The 17,817-nt window shown below is 65.9% G+C and carries 16 protein-coding genes; 9 read left to right on the top strand and 7 right to left on the bottom strand.

Features of this window, described 5'->3' with window-relative positions; all coding sequences use genetic code 11:
- The first annotated feature begins 3 nt into the window (after window positions 1-3).
- The 6 genes from tsaE (at window position 4) to trxA (ending at window position 8,757) form a co-directional block, all read left to right on the top strand.
- Window positions 4-471: a tRNA (adenosine(37)-N6)-threonylcarbamoyltransferase complex ATPase subunit type 1 TsaE gene (tsaE, locus tag KUH32_RS06965; protein WP_217777312.1), complete on the top strand. Its 468-nt coding sequence runs from the start codon at window positions 4-6 to the stop codon at window positions 469-471.
- Window positions 468-1,436: an aminoglycoside phosphotransferase family protein gene (locus tag KUH32_RS06960; protein ID WP_217777311.1), complete on the top strand. Its 969-nt coding sequence runs from the start codon at window positions 468-470 to the stop codon at window positions 1,434-1,436. Before tsaE ends, KUH32_RS06960 begins: the two co-directional genes overlap by 4 nt.
- Window positions 1,421-2,095, top strand: a complete 675-nt coding sequence (locus KUH32_RS06955; protein WP_348541093.1) for a nucleotidyltransferase family protein — start codon at window positions 1,421-1,423, stop codon at window positions 2,093-2,095. Before KUH32_RS06960 ends, KUH32_RS06955 begins: the two co-directional genes overlap by 16 nt.
- Window positions 2,088-5,015 (top strand): double-strand break repair protein AddB, encoded by a 2,928-nt coding sequence (addB, locus tag KUH32_RS06950; RefSeq protein ID WP_217777310.1) that lies wholly within the window; start codon window positions 2,088-2,090, stop codon window positions 5,013-5,015. The genes KUH32_RS06955 and addB overlap by 8 nt, the downstream gene beginning before the upstream one ends.
- On the top strand, window positions 5,012-8,368 hold the full coding sequence (gene addA, locus KUH32_RS06945) for a double-strand break repair helicase AddA (RefSeq protein ID WP_217777309.1): 3,357 nt from the start codon (window positions 5,012-5,014) through the stop codon (window positions 8,366-8,368). The genes addB and addA overlap by 4 nt, the downstream gene beginning before the upstream one ends.
- A gap of 65 nt (window positions 8,369-8,433) precedes the next feature.
- Window positions 8,434-8,757: a thioredoxin gene (gene trxA / locus KUH32_RS06940; protein WP_217777308.1), complete on the top strand. Its 324-nt coding sequence runs from the start codon at window positions 8,434-8,436 to the stop codon at window positions 8,755-8,757.
- Between the two features lie 55 nt (window positions 8,758-8,812).
- Here trxA and KUH32_RS06935 read toward each other — a convergent pair whose 3' ends face one another.
- Window positions 8,813-9,772 carry a phosphotransferase gene (locus KUH32_RS06935; RefSeq protein WP_254899002.1) on the bottom strand — a complete coding sequence of 320 codons (960 nt, stop codon included), beginning with the start codon at window positions 9,770-9,772 and terminating at the stop codon, window positions 8,813-8,815.
- A gap of 93 nt (window positions 9,773-9,865) precedes the next feature.
- Here KUH32_RS06935 and hslV point away from each other — a divergent pair, with 93 nt between their 5' ends.
- Window positions 9,866-10,423: an ATP-dependent protease subunit HslV gene (gene hslV, locus KUH32_RS06930; protein WP_217777306.1), complete on the top strand. Its 558-nt coding sequence runs from the start codon at window positions 9,866-9,868 to the stop codon at window positions 10,421-10,423.
- Here hslV and KUH32_RS06925 read toward each other — a convergent pair.
- Complete coding sequence (locus KUH32_RS06925; RefSeq protein WP_217777305.1) at window positions 10,414-10,911, bottom strand: helix-turn-helix transcriptional regulator; 498 nt, start codon at window positions 10,909-10,911, stop codon at window positions 10,414-10,416. The genes hslV and KUH32_RS06925 overlap by 10 nt on opposite strands.
- A 231-nt stretch (window positions 10,912-11,142) precedes the next feature.
- Between KUH32_RS06925 and hslU the strand changes: the two genes are divergently transcribed.
- Window positions 11,143-12,447 carry an ATP-dependent protease ATPase subunit HslU gene (gene hslU / locus KUH32_RS06920; RefSeq protein ID WP_217777304.1) on the top strand — a complete coding sequence of 435 codons (1,305 nt, stop codon included), beginning with the start codon at window positions 11,143-11,145 and terminating at the stop codon, window positions 12,445-12,447.
- 6 nt (window positions 12,448-12,453) lie between these two features.
- Here hslU and KUH32_RS06915 read toward each other — a convergent pair whose 3' ends face one another.
- Complete coding sequence (locus tag KUH32_RS06915; protein WP_217777303.1) at window positions 12,454-13,488, bottom strand: L-idonate 5-dehydrogenase; 1,035 nt, start codon at window positions 13,486-13,488, stop codon at window positions 12,454-12,456.
- Between the two features lie 75 nt (window positions 13,489-13,563).
- On the opposite strand from KUH32_RS06915, the gene KUH32_RS06910 reads away from it, so the two are divergent.
- On the top strand, window positions 13,564-14,313 hold the full coding sequence (locus KUH32_RS06910) for an SDR family oxidoreductase (RefSeq protein WP_217777302.1): 750 nt from the start codon (window positions 13,564-13,566) through the stop codon (window positions 14,311-14,313).
- A 3-nt stretch (window positions 14,314-14,316) separates the two neighbouring features.
- On the opposite strand, the gene KUH32_RS06905 is transcribed toward KUH32_RS06910, so the two are convergent.
- The 4 genes from KUH32_RS06905 to KUH32_RS06890 are packed head-to-tail and all read right to left on the bottom strand — an operon-like array spanning window position 14,317 to window position 17,782.
- Entirely contained in the window at window positions 14,317-14,907 is a 591-nt protein-coding gene (locus tag KUH32_RS06905; RefSeq protein WP_217777301.1) for a LysE family translocator, read from the bottom strand.
- A 1-nt stretch (window position 14,908) separates the two neighbouring features.
- Window positions 14,909-15,997, bottom strand: coding sequence for a mandelate racemase/muconate lactonizing enzyme family protein (locus KUH32_RS06900; RefSeq protein ID WP_217777300.1), 1,089 nt, complete (start codon window positions 15,995-15,997; stop codon window positions 14,909-14,911).
- The gene (locus KUH32_RS06895; RefSeq protein WP_217777299.1) at window positions 15,994-16,944 is read right to left on the bottom strand and encodes a 2-hydroxyacid dehydrogenase; all 951 of its coding nucleotides are present in this window, start codon (window positions 16,942-16,944) and stop codon (window positions 15,994-15,996) included. Before KUH32_RS06895 ends, KUH32_RS06900 begins: the two co-directional genes overlap by 4 nt.
- Entirely contained in the window at window positions 16,937-17,782 is an 846-nt protein-coding gene (locus KUH32_RS06890) for a fumarylacetoacetate hydrolase family protein (RefSeq protein ID WP_217777298.1), read from the bottom strand. Before KUH32_RS06890 ends, KUH32_RS06895 begins: the two co-directional genes overlap by 8 nt.
- Between the last annotated feature and the right edge of the window lie 35 nt (window positions 17,783-17,817).

Genomic DNA, 17,817 nt, shown 5'->3' with positions numbered 1-17,817 from the left:
GCCATGCCGGCGCGTTCCCTGACATCGCACTTGTCCGACCCCGAAGCCACCTGCGCCTTGGCTGCCGCCATCGGGCAGCGGCTGCGCGCCGGCGACGTGCTGTTGCTGGGTGGCAGCATCGGCGCGGGGAAAACCCATTTCGCCCGCTGCCTGATCCAGTCGCTGCTACACGAACCCGAAGACGTTCCGTCGCCGACCTACACGCTGGTTCAGGTCTATGACACACGGCACGGTCCGCTTTGGCACGCCGATCTCTATCGCCTGTCCGGAATCGACGAGATCGTCGAACTGGGGCTGGTCGACGCGTTCGACACCGCGATCTGCCTTGTCGAATGGCCCGATCGTCTTGACGGGCTGGCGCCGGACTCGGCGCTGCGGCTGGACTTCAGCGTGACTGGCGAAGAAACCCGGGATGTGACGCTCAACTGGTCCCACCCTCGCTGGGACGGCGTGCCGGAGCTTGCCGCATGAACGCGGCGTTCCTCGCATCCGCCGGTTGGGACAGAGCCAGACAGGAACAGCTGGCCGGCGATGCCTCGGCGCGCCGCTACACCAGGCTGCGGAAGGGCGATACCAGCGCGATACTCATGCAGGATCCCGAAGGCGACGTCGCGCACTTCGCCCGGCTGTCCCGCCACCTGACTTCGCTGGGCTTGAGTGCTCCTCGCATCCTGGCGATGGACGCCGCCGCAGGTCTGCTGCTGATCGAAGATCTGGGTGACGGTTTGCTGGCCAGGCTGGCAAGCGATCCGGAAAGCGAAATGCGGCTCTATCTCTGCGCAACTGATGCGCTTCTCGCTCTGCATCGGCACCCGCCACCCGATCTTCCGAAGGCAGATCCGGCAACACTGGCCGCCATGACGGACCTTGCCTTCGACCACTACGCCGAAACCACGGCGGAGGACCGGAAAAAACGATGCATCGACGCCTTGGCGACCGCATTGGAACGGCATGCCCGGGATACCGACGTGATGATCCTGCGCGACTACCACGCCGAGAACATCCTGTACTTGCCCGGACGCACAGGCCCGGCCCGGGCCGGGTTGCTGGATTTCCAGGACGCGCTGCAGGGGCACCGCGCCTACGACCTGGTGTCGCTGCTGCAAGACGCCCGTCGTGACGTCTTGCCCGAAACGGCGGAGGCCGCGGTCCGGCACTATCTCGAGCATACCGGGCTTGACCAGGCCCGCTTTCGCGCGGCGTTGGCGGTTCAGGGTGCGCAACGCAACCTGCGCATCCTTGGCGTCTTTGCGCGCCTCGCCCGCCAGCGGGGAAAACCACATTACATCGACCTGATTCCGCGTGTCTGGGCGCATCTTCAGACCGATCTGCGCCATCCGGCCTTGGCGGATGTCGCATCGGTTCTCGCCGATGCCCTGCCGGCTCCGTCATCCGACCATCTGGAAAGGCTGCGAACACCGTGCCCGATGCCGTGATGCTCTTCGCCGCGGGCTTCGGCACTCGGATGCGCCCGTTGACCGACGCCATACCCAAACCGCTGATCCCGGTCGCGGGGCGAGCCTTGTTGGATCACGCGCTGGCACTATGCGCCACCGTTCCTCGCAAGGTGGTCAACGCGCATTACCTCGCGGACCAGATCGTTGCGCATCTGGACGGGCGCGGCGTTTCCGTTTCTGTCGAAGCACCCGACATCCTGGACACCGGCGGCGGGCTGAAGACCGCACTGCCGCTGTTGAGCGCCAACCCGGTCTTCACGCTGAACACCGATGCGATCTGGGACGGACCGAACCCGCTCGACGTGCTGCGCGATGCGTGGGCCGGCGCGGATGCCGACGCGCTGCTGCTTTGCGTCCCCCTCGCCCGCGCCCTGGGGCGCAGTGGCGGCGGTGACTTTTCGCTCGACACGGAAAAACGACTGAAACGCGGGGGTGAGCTTGTCTACACGGGCGCGCAAATCCTGCGGACGGACGCGGTGTCCGCGATCACCGATGCGGCCTTTTCGCTGAACCGCGTCTGGGACGACATCGCGCGGTCGGGCCGCCTGCGCGGTGTCGTCTATCCCGGCCGCTGGTGCGATGTCGGCAATCCGGATGGCATCGCCCTGGCCGAAGCGGTTTTGCGCGGCGATGTTTGAACCCGGCGACACCCCGCGCGTCTTCGCGCTGCGCCCGGGCGTCGATTTCGGTCAGGCTCTGGTGCAGGGCCTGCGCGACCGGCTGCGCGACCACCCGCCCGAGGCAATGGCCCGCATCGAGCTTTACGTCAGCACCGAGCGCATGGCGCGCCGCATTCGGGCGGTCTTCGATTCCGGGGCGGCGGGGTTCTTGCCGCGGATCCGGCTGGTGACCGATCTGTCCGACCCCGAGACGCAGGCACAACTGACGCCACCGGTTCCGCCTCTGCAACGGCGGCTGGAACTGGTGGCGCTTGTTCAGAAACTGCTCGAGGCCGATCCCGATCTTGCGCCCCGGTCGTCGATCTACGATCTGGCCGACAGCCTTGCATCACTGATGGATGAAATGCAGGGCGAAGGCGTCGTACCCGGCACGGTCGCGGCGCTGGACGTGTCGGACGAATCCGGCCACTGGCAACGGGCCCTGTCCTTTCTGTCCATCGTGCAACACTATTTCGACACCGATGCCCAGCCAGACGCGCAAGCGTTCAACCGAATAGCGCTGGAGCAGAGACTGAACCGCTGGGAAAACCATCCCCCGACCCATCCCGTAATCGTCGCCGGGTCGACCGGGTCACGGGGTACGACCGCCCGGTTCATGCAAGCGGTGTCACGTCTGCCGCAGGGTGCCCTGGTTCTGCCGGGTTTCGACACCGATCTGCCGGGGCCGGTCTGGGCCAGTCTGAGCGACGCGCTGAACAGCGAAGACCATCCGCAATACCGCTTTGCCAAGCTGTTGCGTGACCTCGACATCGATCCGGAAACCGTGCCCACATGGGCGGATGTCCCTGCCCCCGATCCCAGCCGCAACCGTGTGTTGTCTCTGGCATTGCGCCCGGCGCCGGTGACGCACCAATGGCTGACCGAAGGCCCGTCCCTGCCCGATCTGCAGACCGCCATGGCAAATGCAACCCTTGTCGAGGCGCCCTCGGTCCGGGACGAGGCGCTGGCGATCGCGATGCGCCTGCGCCGCGCCGCCGAGGACGGCACCCGCGCCGCACTGATCACGCCGGACCGGATGCTGACTCGGCAGGTGACGTCCGCACTGGATCGCTGGGGCATCGTGCCGGATGACAGCGCCGGGATGCCTGCGCAACTATCGCCTCCGGGTCGGTTCCTGCGGCATGTCGCGGCATTGTTGCACAACCGACTGACGGCCGAGTCGCTGCTGACATTGCTCAAGCACCCGCTGACCCACAATGACGACAACCGCGGGGCGCACCTGCTGAACACGCGCGAACTGGAATTGACGATCCGGCGCCGCGCCTGGCCCTATCCCGATCCGGGTCTGATCCGTGCCTGGGCCGAAGATCGCGGCTGCGTCGATTGGGCAAACTGGGTGATCGCGTGTTTCTGCGACAGGCAGATCGACGGTTCGATCCCGGTCGATGCTTTGCTGGAAACCCACATCGCCCTGGCAAACCGGATCTCTGGCGGGACCGACGGCGCAGGCGCCGGCCCGTGGCAAGGCCAAGCCGGCCGAGAGGTGGCCGGGGTTGTCGATGCGCTGCGCCGCAACGCCGGCTATGCACCGGCCATGACCGCCCGCGACTATGCCGATCTGTTCGGCGCGGTTCTGTCCGATGCGGTGATCCGCGAACGCGACGCGCCGCATCCGAATATCCTGATCTGGGGCACGCTGGAGGCCCGCGTCATGGGTGCGGACCTGGTGATCCTGGGCGGGCTCAACGAAGGCAGCTGGCCTGAACCGCCTGCCGCCGATCCCTGGCTGAACCGGCGGATGCGGCACCAGGTCGGCCTGTTGCTGCCCGAACGCAGGATCGGGCTTTCGGCGCATGATTTCCAGCAGGCCGCCGCCGCGCGCGAGGTCTGGTTCACCCGGTCCCTGAAATCGGACGAAGCGGAAACCGTGCCGGCCCGATGGCTCAACCGGCTGACCAACCTGATGAACGGGCTGGAAGATCGCGGCGGGCGCGACGCCCTTGGCGCGATGCGCGGCCGGGGTGACACATGGCTGGGTTATGCCCGGGCACTGGAACGACCGTGGCCTGCCGACCCCGCGCCGCGCCCTTCGCCGGTGCCGCCGGTCGCGGCCCGGCCGCGCGAATTGCCGGTCACCGACATCAAGCGGCTTGTGCGGGACCCCTACCACATCTATGCGCGCCGAATCTTGCGACTGAAACCGCTTGATCCGCTGCACCGTGCACCGGACGCGCTCATGCGCGGTATCCTCACCCACGAGATCCTTGACCGCTTCGTGAGAGACACCGTCTCTGATCCGGCGCAACTTACGCCCGAGCAGCTGTTGATCCATGCCGCGGCCATCCTGGAAGACCCCGTGCAACTGCCCTTTCCGGTGCAGCGCCATCTGTGGTTGGCCCGCCTGTCGACCGCCGCCGAATGGTTCTGCGACACCGAACGCGCCCGCCAGTCCCGCGCCCGCCCCGCCTATTTCGAGACCCGCGGCGCCGCGTCGTTGCCATCGGGCTTCACCCTGACCGCCAAGGCCGACAGGATCGACATCGACGCCGATGGCGCCTTGCATATCTACGATTACAAGACGGGCAAGGCGCCCACCGGACCCCAGCAGCAGAAGTTTGACAAACAACTCCTGCTAGAAGCAGCGATCGGCACCTTGGGCGGCTTCGCCGATATCGGTCCTGCCCCGGTGGCCGAGGCGGTATTCATCCAGCTTGCCGCAGGCGATCCGCGCGAGGTGCCTGCGCCGCTGGAAGACATGCCGCCGCACGAGACCTGGAGCGATTTCGCCAAGCTGATCGCGGCCTATGACGACCCCGATCAAGGCTATACGGCGCGCCGTGCCATGCTCAAGGACACGGACAGTTCGGATTTCGACCACCTGTCCCGTTTCGGCGAATGGAATGTCACGGCGAAACCGCGTCGCGAGGGCTTGGAATGACCCGCCACGACGCCACGCAACGGCAGATCGACGCCGCCCGCCCCGATGCCTCGACCTGGCTGTCTGCCAATGCCGGATCGGGCAAGACCCGCGTGCTGACCGACCGGGTCGCGCGGCTGCTGCTGGATGGCGTGCTGCCGGAACACATTTTGTGCCTGACCTACACCAAGGCCGCCGCGACCGAGATGCAGAACCGGCTGTTCAAGCGGTTGGGCGATTGGGCGATGCGCGCTGACGACGACCTCGCCAGCCGCCTGGCGGAATTGGGCGCCGATGCCCGACCGAACGCCGAGGCGCTGCGGCGCGCGCGCACCCTGTTCGCCCGCGCGATCGAAACGCCGGGCGGTCTGCGGATCCAGACCATCCACTCCTTTTGCGCGGGCCTGTTGCGCCGATTTCCGCTCGAAGCGCAGGTTTCGCCGCAATTCACCGAAATGGAAGACCGCGCGGCCCAGCTGTTGCGGGCCGAGATCCTGGAACGGATGGCAGACGGCCCCGAGGCGCATCTGGTGGCGGCCCTGGCGCCACATGTCAGCGGCGACGACCCGGACAACCTGCTGAAGGAAGTGACCGAACGGCGCGAGACGCTGTCGCGACCCTGGAGCGAACACGACTTGCGGTCCCGCTACGGATTGCCGCCGGATTTCGTTCCCGACGCGCAACCGCAAGCGGTTTTCGCCGGAATAGAGACGGATTTCATCCAGCAAGCCGCTGCATTGCTGATCGCCGAAGGCGGCGGATGGAACTCGAAAACCGGCAAGGCGCTGTGCCTTGTCCGATCCACCGACCTTGCTGGTCTTCAGGCGCTCGAGGCCGCGTTGCTGACGCAGTCCGGCACGATCAACAAGCAGCTGATCACCAAGGGCGCACGAGAAGGTGCCCTGGCCGGGCACTGGCCGGTCATCGAAACGCTTGCCGAACGCGCGCTGATCGCGCGGCAGCAAAGGATCGCGCATGCCGCATTCCAGCGCGACCTGACCCTGCACCGGTTCGCCGACGCCTTCCTGCCGGCCTACGCCGCCGAGAAGCAGCGTCGCGGCTGGCTGGATTTCGACGATCTGATCCTGCGCGCCCGCGACCTGTTGAACGATCGCAAGGTCGCCGACTGGGTGCTGTACCGGCTGGACGGCGGCATCGATCATATCCTTGTCGACGAAGCACAGGACACCAGCCCGCGGCAATGGCAAGTGATCGAACGGTTGGCGGCCGAGATCACGGCGGGCGAAGGTGCCCGGTCGGACACCCGGCGAACGATCTTCGTCGTCGGCGACAAGAAGCAATCGATCTATTCGTTCCAGGGGGCCGATCCGGATGAATTCGACCGGATGCGCGCGGAATTCCAAACTCGGCTGGACGGCACAGAAACCCCGCTGCAACGCTCGGAACTGGCCTATTCCTTTCGGTCGGCCGCGCCGATTCTGCGGCTGGTCGACGCCACGTTCGAAGGTCGGGAAAAATCCGGTTTTGCGCCGGAACAGGGACATATCGCCTTCAAGAACGCGATGCCCGGTCGCGTCGATCTCTGGCCTGTCGTCGAACCGGTGACCGAGGATGAAGACGAAGGCGTCTGGTTCGATCCGGTCGATCGCACCGGGCGCACGCATCACACCGTGATCCTGGCCAACCGCATCGCGCATTTCATCAGGGCCCAGATCGATCTTGGTACGCTGATCGCGGATGAGGACGACAACGGAAACCCGGTCGCCCGGCCCATGCAGGCGGGCGACGTGTTGATCCTTGTGCAAAGGCGCAAGGATCTGTTCGTCGAAATCATTCGGGCCTGCAAACAGGCCGGTTTGCCGATTGCCGGGGCCGACCGGCTCAAGGTCATGTCGGAACTGGCGGTCAAGGACATTGCCGCACTGCTGCGGTTCCTGGCCACGCCCGAAGACGACCTGTCGCTTGCCGCCGCCCTGCGTTCGCCGCTGTTCGCGATGTCCGAACAGGCGCTTTTCGACCTCGCCCACCGTCGCAGCGACCGATATCTCTGGCCCGCCCTACGCAACCGCGCCGATGAGTTTCCCGGCGTGATGGCGGTTTTGAACGACCTGCGCGACAACACCGACTACCTTCGGCCCTACGACCTGATCGAACGCATCCTGACCCGACACCATGGGCGTCCCCGCCTGATCGGACGCCTGGGCCCCGAGGCCGAGGACGGAATCAACGCGCTGCTGCAACAAGCCCTGGCCTACGAGCAATCGGACATCCCCTCTTTGACCGGGTTTCTGCAATGGATGCAGACCGACGACCTGACGATTAAACGCGCACCCGATGCCGGGGGCGAACGGGTGCGGGTGATGACGGTGCATGGCGCCAAGGGGCTCGAGGCGCCGGTCGTGATCCTGCCGGATTGCGCCGACACCCGTGAAACCCACCGCGCCGCCTTGCTGGGCGATTCCGAGCGCGTGATGTGGAAACAGAAGAAAGAGACGATGCCACAGCGGCAGTCCGAACTGCTGGAGCACGCCATGACGGCGGCTCAACGCGAACGCGACCGGCTGCTTTACGTGGCAATGACACGCGCCGAGAAATGGCTGATCGTCGCTGCTGCGGGCGAAACCAAGTCCGAAACCTGTTGGTACAACCAGGTCGCGGACGGGATGCAACGGGTCGGGGCCTCGCCGGAAGCCTTCGATTTCGGTTCGTTCGGCTCTGGCATGGGACTTGGCCTGTCGTCCGGCGATGCAGCGGCTTTGCCGGTGGTCCGCTCGGCCGAAACGGCCAGTCCGGACGTGTCGCTGCCGGATGACCTGGCGCGCGCCGCACCGCCCGTATCGGCAGGGATCGTGATCCGGTCGCCTTCCGATCTTGGTGGCGCCAAGGCGTTGCCGGGCGACGAAGGCGACGACTCCGAGGCCGCGAAAGCGCGCGGCACGGCGATTCACCGATTGCTCGAAGCACTGCCGGCCTTGCCCGGGCACCTGCGCACTCAGGCCGCTTCGAAACTGATCGACGAAACGGCGGACCAGGCCGCGTTGGTGGCCGAGGTGCTGTCGATCATCGCCGATCCCGACTTGAAGAACGTCTTCGCGCCCGGAACGCTTGCCGAAGTGCCGATCACCGCCGATCTGCCGGAGCTTGGCCGGATCCACGGCGTGATCGACCGGCTGATCGTGACGCCCGAACAAGTCGTCGCGGTGGATTTCAAGACCAACCGCGTCGTGCCCGAGACACCCGATACGGTGCCCGAAGGCCTGTTGCGGCAGATGGGCGCCTATGCCGCAGCGCTGGCTCAGATCTATCCGGACCGCCCGGTTCAAACAGCCTTGCTTTGGACGGCAAACCGCCACTACATGCCGCTGCCGCACGATCTTGTGACACAAGCCTTGGCGCGGGCCGCCGCATCTTGACGCTGGCCTGCGACGTCCATACGTTCCGCCTCTGACTTCTGGATGCCACGACCGAGGAGATACCCATGGGCACCGTTGCCGTCACCGACGCCACCTTCGACACCGAGGTGAAGAATTCCGACATTCCCGTCGTCGTCGACTTCTGGGCCGAATGGTGCGGCCCGTGCAAGCAGATCGGCCCCGCCCTCGAAGAACTGTCGGCGCAATACGAAGGCAAGGTGAAGATCGCCAAGGTCGATGTCGATCAGAACCCGAATTCCGCCGCCGCGATGGGCGTGCGCGGCATCCCGGCGCTGTTCATCTTCAAGGACGGCCAGGTGGTGTCGAACCGCGCCGGCGCCGCGCCCAAGGCCGCGCTGCAAAGCTGGATCGAAGACGCCATCGCGTAACAGCGTACTTGCGCAGGAACAGGGGCCCCGCCTAGCGGCGGGGCCTTTTTCGTCGCTAGTGCTGCGCAAAGACGCGTGGAACCAGCGATTTCAGGCGTTGCCAGCGGCGCTCTTGCGCGGTGCTTCGGCCTGACACAGGCAGGCCCCACCATTCCGCAAGAACCCGGTGCCGAACCAGCAACCGCACAGACGGATCGTCTGGCCCGACCAGGTCGTAGCCGGCAAAGAACGCCTGTTCCGCTTGCGGGGGCAGAACCGACCCAACCGGGATGTCCGCATGGGGTGCCCGCAGGATCGCGTAATCGGCCAGCAGCCGCCCGATATCGTGTCCCACCGGCACCACCCGGCCACCGGCGAAATCCACGCCCCAGGCGCGGTCCGAACCGATCAGCAGGTTGCGCATGTGCATGTCGCCGTGTGTCGCGGCGGCGACGGTCTGCTGCGCCTCGAATTCGGCCCGTTGTCCGATCAGGCTTTCGGCGCAGGCACGGAACAGATCAGGCTCTGACACGGCCCTTTCCCCGCGGGAGATCTCGGCCAGAACCTGATCCAGAAAACCCAGCGTGAATTTCGGCTGGAACACGCGCCTGTCGCCGAGCCTGCCGCGATGAAACCCGGCCAGCCAGGCGCCGGCCAGCCGCAAGGCCGCCGATTGGGTTTGCGGCGAAGCGCCATCCAGAACAACCGACAGCGGACGTCCGGGCACGTAGTCCATTACCAGGCTCTGCCGGTCCAGATCGACGGCGCGGATCGCAGGAACGCCATCGGGAAAACCCTCCTGCGCCGCGACATGGGCCTGCACTGCCTCGGCAAAGACCTGCGGGCGGCGGGGCCGGTCCTCGTGCTTCAGCACCAGGGGCGTCGCACCGGACTTGTCCAGCCGCAACAGGATACGGGACACGCGGGCATCTTCGCGCATGGCCAGGCGGCTTGGTGTCCACTCTCCCGGACGCTCGCCCATCTGAACGGCCAGGGCAGGCCAGACCGCCATCGCCTTGCGCGTCAATGCATCCATTTCCATTCCCCGCCGGTTTCGCTATGCCCAGAGGGCCGCCTTGCCGGGCTGTTGTCCAGCCCCCATATGGGCGGGAACCGGAACGGAGGCGACATGGCGGAACAGGACTTTCCCGGCTGGCACGGGACGACGATCATCGGCGTGCGCAAGGGCGGCCAGGTGGTGATCGCGGGCGACGGGCAGGTCAGCCTGGGCCAGACCGTCATCAAAGGCACGGCCCGCAAGGTGCGGCGCCTGTCGCCGGGCGGGCGCGACGTGGTGTGCGGCTTTGCCGGCTCGACCGCCGATGCCTTTACCCTGCTTGAACGGCTGGAAACCAAGCTCGAGGCGACACCGGGCCAGTTGCAGCGCGCCTGCGTCGAACTGGCCAAGGATTGGCGCACCGACAAGTACCTGCAAAAGCTGGAAGCGATGCTGATCGTGTCGGACGGCGCCGCGCTCTATGTCATCACCGGCGCCGGGGATGTGCTGGAGCCCGAACATGACGTCACCGCCATCGGGTCGGGCGGCAACTATGCCCTGGCCGCGGGCCGCGCACTGATGGACAGCGACCTGAGCGCCGAAGACATCGCCCGCCGCGCCATGGCCATCGCCGCGGATATCTGCGTCTACACCAACGGCAACCTGACCATCGAGACGATTCAGGCGTAGCGCGCGTCGATGTCCGAAACGACAGCGGCGATCAGATCAGCACGTTTTTCCGGGAACCGTTCCGGATCAACCTGCATGTCTGTCATTGAATGGACAAAGAACGTCCGCGGCGCATCGCGCAGCGTGCACCATGCCACCAGCTTGATCCCGTGGTCGGGATGCACGATCGCCAGCGGCAGCACGCGGCGGGACGTTTCCTGACCGTTGAGGTCCTTGTAGGAAAAGCCGATCGCATGCGATTCCGCGCAAGCGCGATGCAGCGCAGCCAGGTCGACGCGCAAGGCGGGGCGCATCATAGACCGCCGTCCGATCCGGCCGTCATGGTGGTGATGCAACCGCACCAGATCGTGCGCTTCTGGCATGGTCGCACTCAGCTCGGTCAGCATGTCCCCGGCTTGTTTCGACAGCACCGGATCACGGCGCAACAGCATGTCCGCCAAGCCCGCAACCAGGCGCTCGCGCTCCACCGGATCCAGCGCGACGGCCATGCCGTTTGCCAAGGCCTTTGTCGGTACGGCGCCGGCACCCAAGAGGGCGGCAATCAGCGACCGCCGACCGGTATCGGGACCACCGGTTTCGCGCCCGCCGAAAAGGCGGCCAAGGAATGTCGTCAATCCGATCATCCGGGCCAGATATCACGATGGATGCAACGAAAAAAGCCAGCTTGCACATCGGGCAATGGCCACTTACCTGCCTAAGCGTGCCGAAAAGGACGAACCATGACCGACCTCACCCCCCGCGAAATCGTCAGCGAACTCGATCGTTTCATCATCGGCCAGAGCGAGGCCAAGCGCGCCGTTGCCGTCGCCCTGCGCAACCGCTGGCGCCGCAAGCAGCTGGCCGACGACCTGCGCGAAGAGGTGTACCCCAAGAACATCCTGATGATCGGCCCCACCGGCGTCGGCAAGACCGAGATCAGCCGCCGACTGGCGAAACTCGCCCGCGCACCCTTCATCAAGGTCGAGGCCACCAAGTTCACCGAGGTTGGGTATGTCGGGCGCGATGTCGAACAGATCATCCGCGACCTGATGGATGCCGCCATCGTCCAGACCCGCGAACAGATGCGCGAGGACGTCAAGGCCCGCGCCCACCAGGCCGCCGAAGACCGCGTGATCGCCGCCATCGCGGGCACCGACGCCCGCGAGGCCACGCGCGAGATGTTCCGCAAAAAGCTCAAGTCGGGCGAACTGGACGATACGATGATCGAGCTCGAGATCGCCGATACGTCATCGCCCTTTCCGATGATGGACATCCCCGGCCAGCCCGGCGGCATGGGGATGTTGAACCTGGGCGATCTGTTCGGAAAGGCCCTGGGCGGGCGCACCACCCGCAAGCGTCTGTCGGTGGCGGAAAGCTACGAGATCCTGATCTCGGAGGAAGCCGACAAACTGCTGGATGACGAAACCGTCAAGCAGGCCGCGCTGGAAGCGGTGGAACAGAACGGCATCGTCTTTCTGGACGAAATCGACAAGGTCGCGGCGCGGCAAGAAGCCCGCGGCGGCGACGTCAGCCGCGAAGGCGTCCAGCGCGATCTGCTGCCGCTGATCGAAGGCACCACCGTGAGCACCAAATACGGGCCGGTCAAGACCGACCACATCCTTTTCATCGCCTCGGGTGCCTTCCACATCGCCAAGCCATCGGACCTGCTGCCGGAACTGCAGGGTCGTCTGCCGATCCGCGTCACCCTGCGCGATCTGACCGAAGGTGATTTCGTCCGTATCCTGACCGAAACCGACAACGCCCTGACGCTGCAATATTCGGCCCTGATGCAGACCGAAAGCGTCACCGTCACCTTCACCGAAGACGGCATCGCCGCGCTGGCCCGGATCGCGGCGCAGGTGAACCAGAGCGTCGAGAATATCGGCGCGCGCAGGCTCTATACCGTGATGGAACGGGTGTTCGAGGAACTGAGCTTTCACGCCCCCGATCGCGGCGGCGAGGCGGTGACGATCGACAACGCATTCGTCGAGGATCAACTGGGCGAACTGACCAAGTCCGCCGATCTCAGTCGCTACGTGTTGTGACCCTGTTCAGGCGAAATCGAGACTGATCTTCATCGCCCGGTTGCGGTCGGCGGCGTGGTCCAGCGCTGCCGCGGCATCTTCCATCGGATAGCTGCCGGACAACAACGGCGACACGTCGATCCGGCCGCTTTGCATCGCCTGCACGGCACTGGCGAATTCGCGGTGGAACCGGAAGGACCCGCGCAGCGTCAGCTCCTTGACCGTCATCGCCTGCAACGGCACCGTCGCGTCGCCGCCAAGGCCCAGTTGCACCAGCACGCCGCCGGGCCGCAGAACGGCAACGCCCGTGGCCAGCGCCTGCGCCGCGCCCGAACACTCGAAATGCACGTCGACCTTGCCCTTGCCCTCGGAAAGGGGTGTCAGCGCATCTGGATGCGTGCCCACATTCACCGCAAGGTCGGCGCCCAGACCACGCGCCGTGGACAGCGTGAAATCGGTCAGATCGGTGACGATGATCCGCGCCGCGCCGGCATTGCGTGCGGCAAGCAGGGTCAGACAGCCGATCGGACCGCACCCCGTGATCAGCACCGTCTTACCCATCAGCGCCCCCGCCTGGTTGACGGCATGCAGACACACCGCAAGGGGCTCGGCCATCGCCGCCTGGGCAGGGCTCAGCCCGTGCGCAGGCACGCATTGCGCAGCATCCGCCACCAGCAATTGCCGGAACGCCCCCTGGATGTGCGGCATCGGCATGGCGCTTCCGTAGAACCGCATATTCAGGCAATGCTGCTGCTGACCCTGCTGGCAATACGTGCAAGCGCCGCAGGGTCGCGACGGCGAGACGGCCACCAGATCGCCGACGGAAAACCGGTCGACCCCCGCGCCCAGAGCCGCGACATGGCCCGAAACCTCGTGCCCCAGGATCATCGGCTCGCGCAAGCGGATCATCGACCCGATTCCGCCATGTTGAAAGTAATGCAGGTCGGACCCGCAGATCCCGCCCTTGGCGATGGCCGCCAGAACCTGGCCGGGGCCGGGTTGCGGGTCGGGGCGGTCTTCGACCCGCAGATCGCGGGCAGCGTGAAGGACAAGCGCTTTCATGACGGCCCCTTGCGGTTGCTGTGGCTGACGCGCAGGGTAGACCGGACTGCGCGAACCGCCAAGGGAAGGAAAACCATGCCACTCTTCGATCTCACCGGGCGCCGCGCCCTGATCACCGGATCGTCGCAGGGCATCGGCCTTGCCTTGGCCAAGGGTCTGGCCCAAGCCGGTGCGCAGATCGTGCTGAACGGCCGCGACACCGCCAAGCTGGACGCCGCGGCCACGCAGATCCCGGGCGCCGTGACCCTGGCGTTCGACGTGACCGACCATGACCGCGTGCGCGCCGCCATCGACGGCTTCGAGGCCCGGCACGGTGCCATCGACATCCTGATCAACAACGCCGGGATGCAACACCGCACCCCGCTCGAGGATTTTCCCGCCGACGCCTTCGAGCGCCTGTTACAGACCAACATCGCCAGCGTCTTTCACGTCGGCCAGGCCTGCGCGCGGCACATGATCTCCCGCAAGGCCGGCAAGATCATCAACATCGCCAGCGTGCAGACCGCGCTGGCGCGCCCCGGCATCGCACCCTACACGGCGACCAAGGGCGCCGTGGCGAACCTGACGAAAGGCATGGCCACCGACTGGGCAAGGCACGGGCTGCAATGCAACGCGATCGCACCCGGCTATTTCGACACACCGCTGAACGCCGCGCTGGTTGCCGACCCGGAATTCAGCGCCTGGCTGGAAAAGCGGACCCCGGCGGGTCGCTGGGGACAGGTCGAAGAACTGGTCGGCGCGGCCGTCTTCCTGGCTTCGGATGCTTCCAGCTTCGTCAACGGCCACACGCTGTTCGTCGACGGTGGCATCACGGCATCGCTTTAGGCTCTAACCCTGCGCGAACAGCGCCAATGCGACCACGGCCAGCATCGCCAGCGCCATGCCGATATTGATCGTCCGCTGCACCCGCAACGACAGGTCCATCCGGCGCAGGCTGACCCCGGCCCAAAGCCACAGGATATGAATCGGCACCCAGAGCGCGTTGAAGATCACCAGTTTGATGATCGTCTCTGCCCAGAGCGCGTCGGGCATGAAGGCGAAACCGGAAAACAGCGTGGTGCTGACGACATAGGCCTTGGGGTTGATCGGTTGCAGCGCAAAGCCGTTCCAGAACCCGGGCGCGGTCTCGGGCGTGATGAACCCGATCCGCGCGCCCGCAAAGGCGATCTTGAAGCCCAGATACAGCAGATAGGCAACCGAGGCGAACAGCAGCACCTGCCGCAGCCCCGGCACCGCCAGCGCCGCCGCCGCGATACCCGAGATGACCAGCAGCGCGACCAGAAAGTTGCCGACGAACAATCCGCCGACATAGGCCAGCCCGGGGCGATAGCCATAGGCCGACCCGATGCCGGCGGTGCTCAGCACCCCGGGCCCGGGCGTGATGATCAGAAAGAACACCGCGGCGGCGAATTCCAGCATGTCACAAGGCCACTTCGTGCAGAGTCAGTCTCGCCCAGTCGAAGTCGACTCCGATTCCCGGCACATCCGGCGCCACTGCCAGCCCGTCCTCGATCACCAGCGGCCGCGTCGTGTAGCGGTCGATCGGAAAGGAATGCACCTCGAGCCAGCCGCCATGCGGTTGCGACGATACCAGCGACACGTGCAACTCCTGCATGCCGTGACTGCAGACCGGCACGTTGAAGGTCCGGGCGTGCTCGGCCACCTGCAACCAGCCGGTGATGCCCAGGCAATTCGAGGCATCGGGCTGGATGAAATCGACATGGCTCAGGGCCCGTTCGAATTCATACAGCGTGTGCAGGTTCTCGCCCTGTGCGGTCGGCACGCCGGTGGCGTCGCGGATGATGCGGAACGCCTCGAACGCGTCGGGGACCACCGGTTCCTCGAACCACAGCAGCCCCACATCCTTGACCGCTTCGGCCAGCGCGATCGCCTGATCGACGCTCAGCGAATAATTCGCATCGATTGCGAACCCCGCTTCGGGCCCGATCCGCTGCCGCACGGCACGGATACGTTCGACATCCGTCGCCATGTCGGGCTGGCCGACCTTGATCTTGACCGCGTTCAGCCCGGCATCCAGGTAGCCCTGCACGTGATCCAGCAATTTGGGCAGGGGAAAGGCCAGGTCGATCCCGCCGCCATAGGCCTTGCAGCGGTCCGATGCGCCACCCGCGGCCCGCCACAGCGGCGACCCCTGCGCCTTCAGCCGCAAGTCCCACAGCGCGATGTCGATGGCCGAGATGGCGAAACTCAGAATGCCGCCCCGGCCCACGTAATGCATGTGCCAATCCATGCCCTCGGTCAGAGCCTCGACCTGCGCCGCATCCTGGCCGATCAGAAACGGCCCAAGGTCATGCCGGATCATCGCCGCGATCGCATGACCACCCCGCCCGCCATTATAGGTATAGCCTGTGCCCTGCCGCCCGTCCGCCAGCGTCACGGTCGCGGTGATCAGGTGAAAATGGCTGTGGTCGCCATGTTTGGCATCCACCAGCACCTCGTCCAGCGGCACGGCGAACAGCCGTGCGGAAACGTCACTGATCCGGCTCATTTCCCCAGATGCGCGCATTCCGGGACCGGGGTCAGCACGCGGCCTTCGTCCAGATGCGCGATCAGGTTGTCGACGGTCAGCTTGCCCATCGCGGCGCGGGTTTCCACCGTGGCCGACCCGACATGCGGCAGCAGCACCACGTTCTTCATCGCCTTGAGCGCATCCGGCACGCGCGGCTCGTTCTCGAACACGTCCAGACCCGCCCAGCCCAGCTTGCCGCTGCCCAGCGCGTCGATCAGCGCAGCCTCGTCCACCACGGTGCCGCGGGCCACGTTGATCAGCGTGCCCTGCGGCCCGAGCGCTTCCAGCACCTCGGCGTTCACCAGGTGCCGCGTGGCCGCACCCCCCGGTGTGATGACGATCAGGCAATCCACCTCGCGCGCCATCTCGACCAGGTCGGGACAGTAGCGGTGCAATACGTCCTTTTTCGACCGCGTATGGTACAGAATTTCCGTCCCGAACGGCTCCAGCTTGCGGGCGATTTCCTGCCCGATGCGGCCCATGCCCAGAATGCCCACCTTTTGCCCGTCGACCGAACGGGTCAGCGGCGCGTTGCCCTTTCTCTCCCAATCGCCGGACCGCACCCAGGCATCGTCGCGCAGCAACTCGCGGTAGCAGGCCATCATCAGCATCAGCGCGGTGGTCGCCACCTCGGCATTCAGCACATCCGGCGTGTGACTGACGGGAATGCCCCGCGCCGCGCAGGCCTTGGCATCGATATTGTCGTAGCCGACCCCGTAACAGGAAATCGCCTGCAGGTTCGGCAGATGCTGCATGACCTCCGGTTTCACCCCGTCATGGCCGTTGGTCGCGACATGGGTGATGGTGCCACCGTTCTCGGCCAGCCAGCCCTTTGGCAGATCGGCCAGGCGATGAACTGTGAACCGCGCCTGCATCCGTTCGAGCATGACGGGCGTCGCCCCGCCGATCAGCAGAAGATCAGGCATCCTGACCCACCTCCTGCCGCTGTTCGCCCAGCCCGTCGATGCCCAGCGTCATCACGTCGCCGACCTTCAGGTAGACCGGGTCGGGCTTCATCCCCATGCCCACGCCCGGCGGCGTGCCGGTGGTGATCACGTCGCCCGGATGCAGGGTGAACAGGTGGCTCAGATGCTCGATGATCTCGGCCACGGTAAAGATCATGGTGGCGGTGTTTCCGGTCTGCATCCGCTTGCCGTTCACGTCCAGCCACATGCCCAGTTTCTGCGGGTCGGGCACCTCGTCGCGGGTCACCAGCCAGGGGCCGGTCGGCCCGAACGTGTCGCAGCTCTTGCCCTTGGTCCATTGCCCGGTCAGCTGGGTCTGGAAATGCCGTTCGGAAACGTCGTTGACCACGCAATAGCCTGCCACGTGGTCCAGCGCGTTTTCCTTGCTGACATATTTCGCGGTCTTGCCGATCACCACGCCCAGTTCGACCTCCCAATCGGTATGGGTCGACCCGCGGGGCATCATCACGGTGTCGTTGGCGCCCACGATGGCCGAGTTCGCCTTGAAGAACAGGATCGGATGCTTGGGGATCTCGGCGCCGGTTTCCGCCGCATGGTCGGAATAATTCAGCCCGATGCACAGGAACTTGCCGATGGCGCCGACACAGGGGCCCAGCCGGGGCTTGCCCGATACCGCCGGCAGGCTGGCCGGATCCAGATCGCGCAGCCGTGCCAGCGTCGCGTCGTCCAGCGTCGCCCCCGTGATGTCGTCGATCACCCCCGACAGGTCGCGCAGCGTGTCGCCATCCATCATCCCGGGCTTTTCCGCCCCCGTCTCGCCATAGCGCACAAGTCTCATGATCTGTCCTCCCGTAGGGCGGGGTTCACCCCGCC

Source organism: Thalassococcus arenae (assembly GCF_019104745.1).
Taxonomy (GTDB): Bacteria; Pseudomonadota; Alphaproteobacteria; order Rhodobacterales; family Rhodobacteraceae; genus Thalassococcus_B; species Thalassococcus_B arenae.
This window is presented reverse-complemented; position numbering and strand designations above follow the sequence as displayed.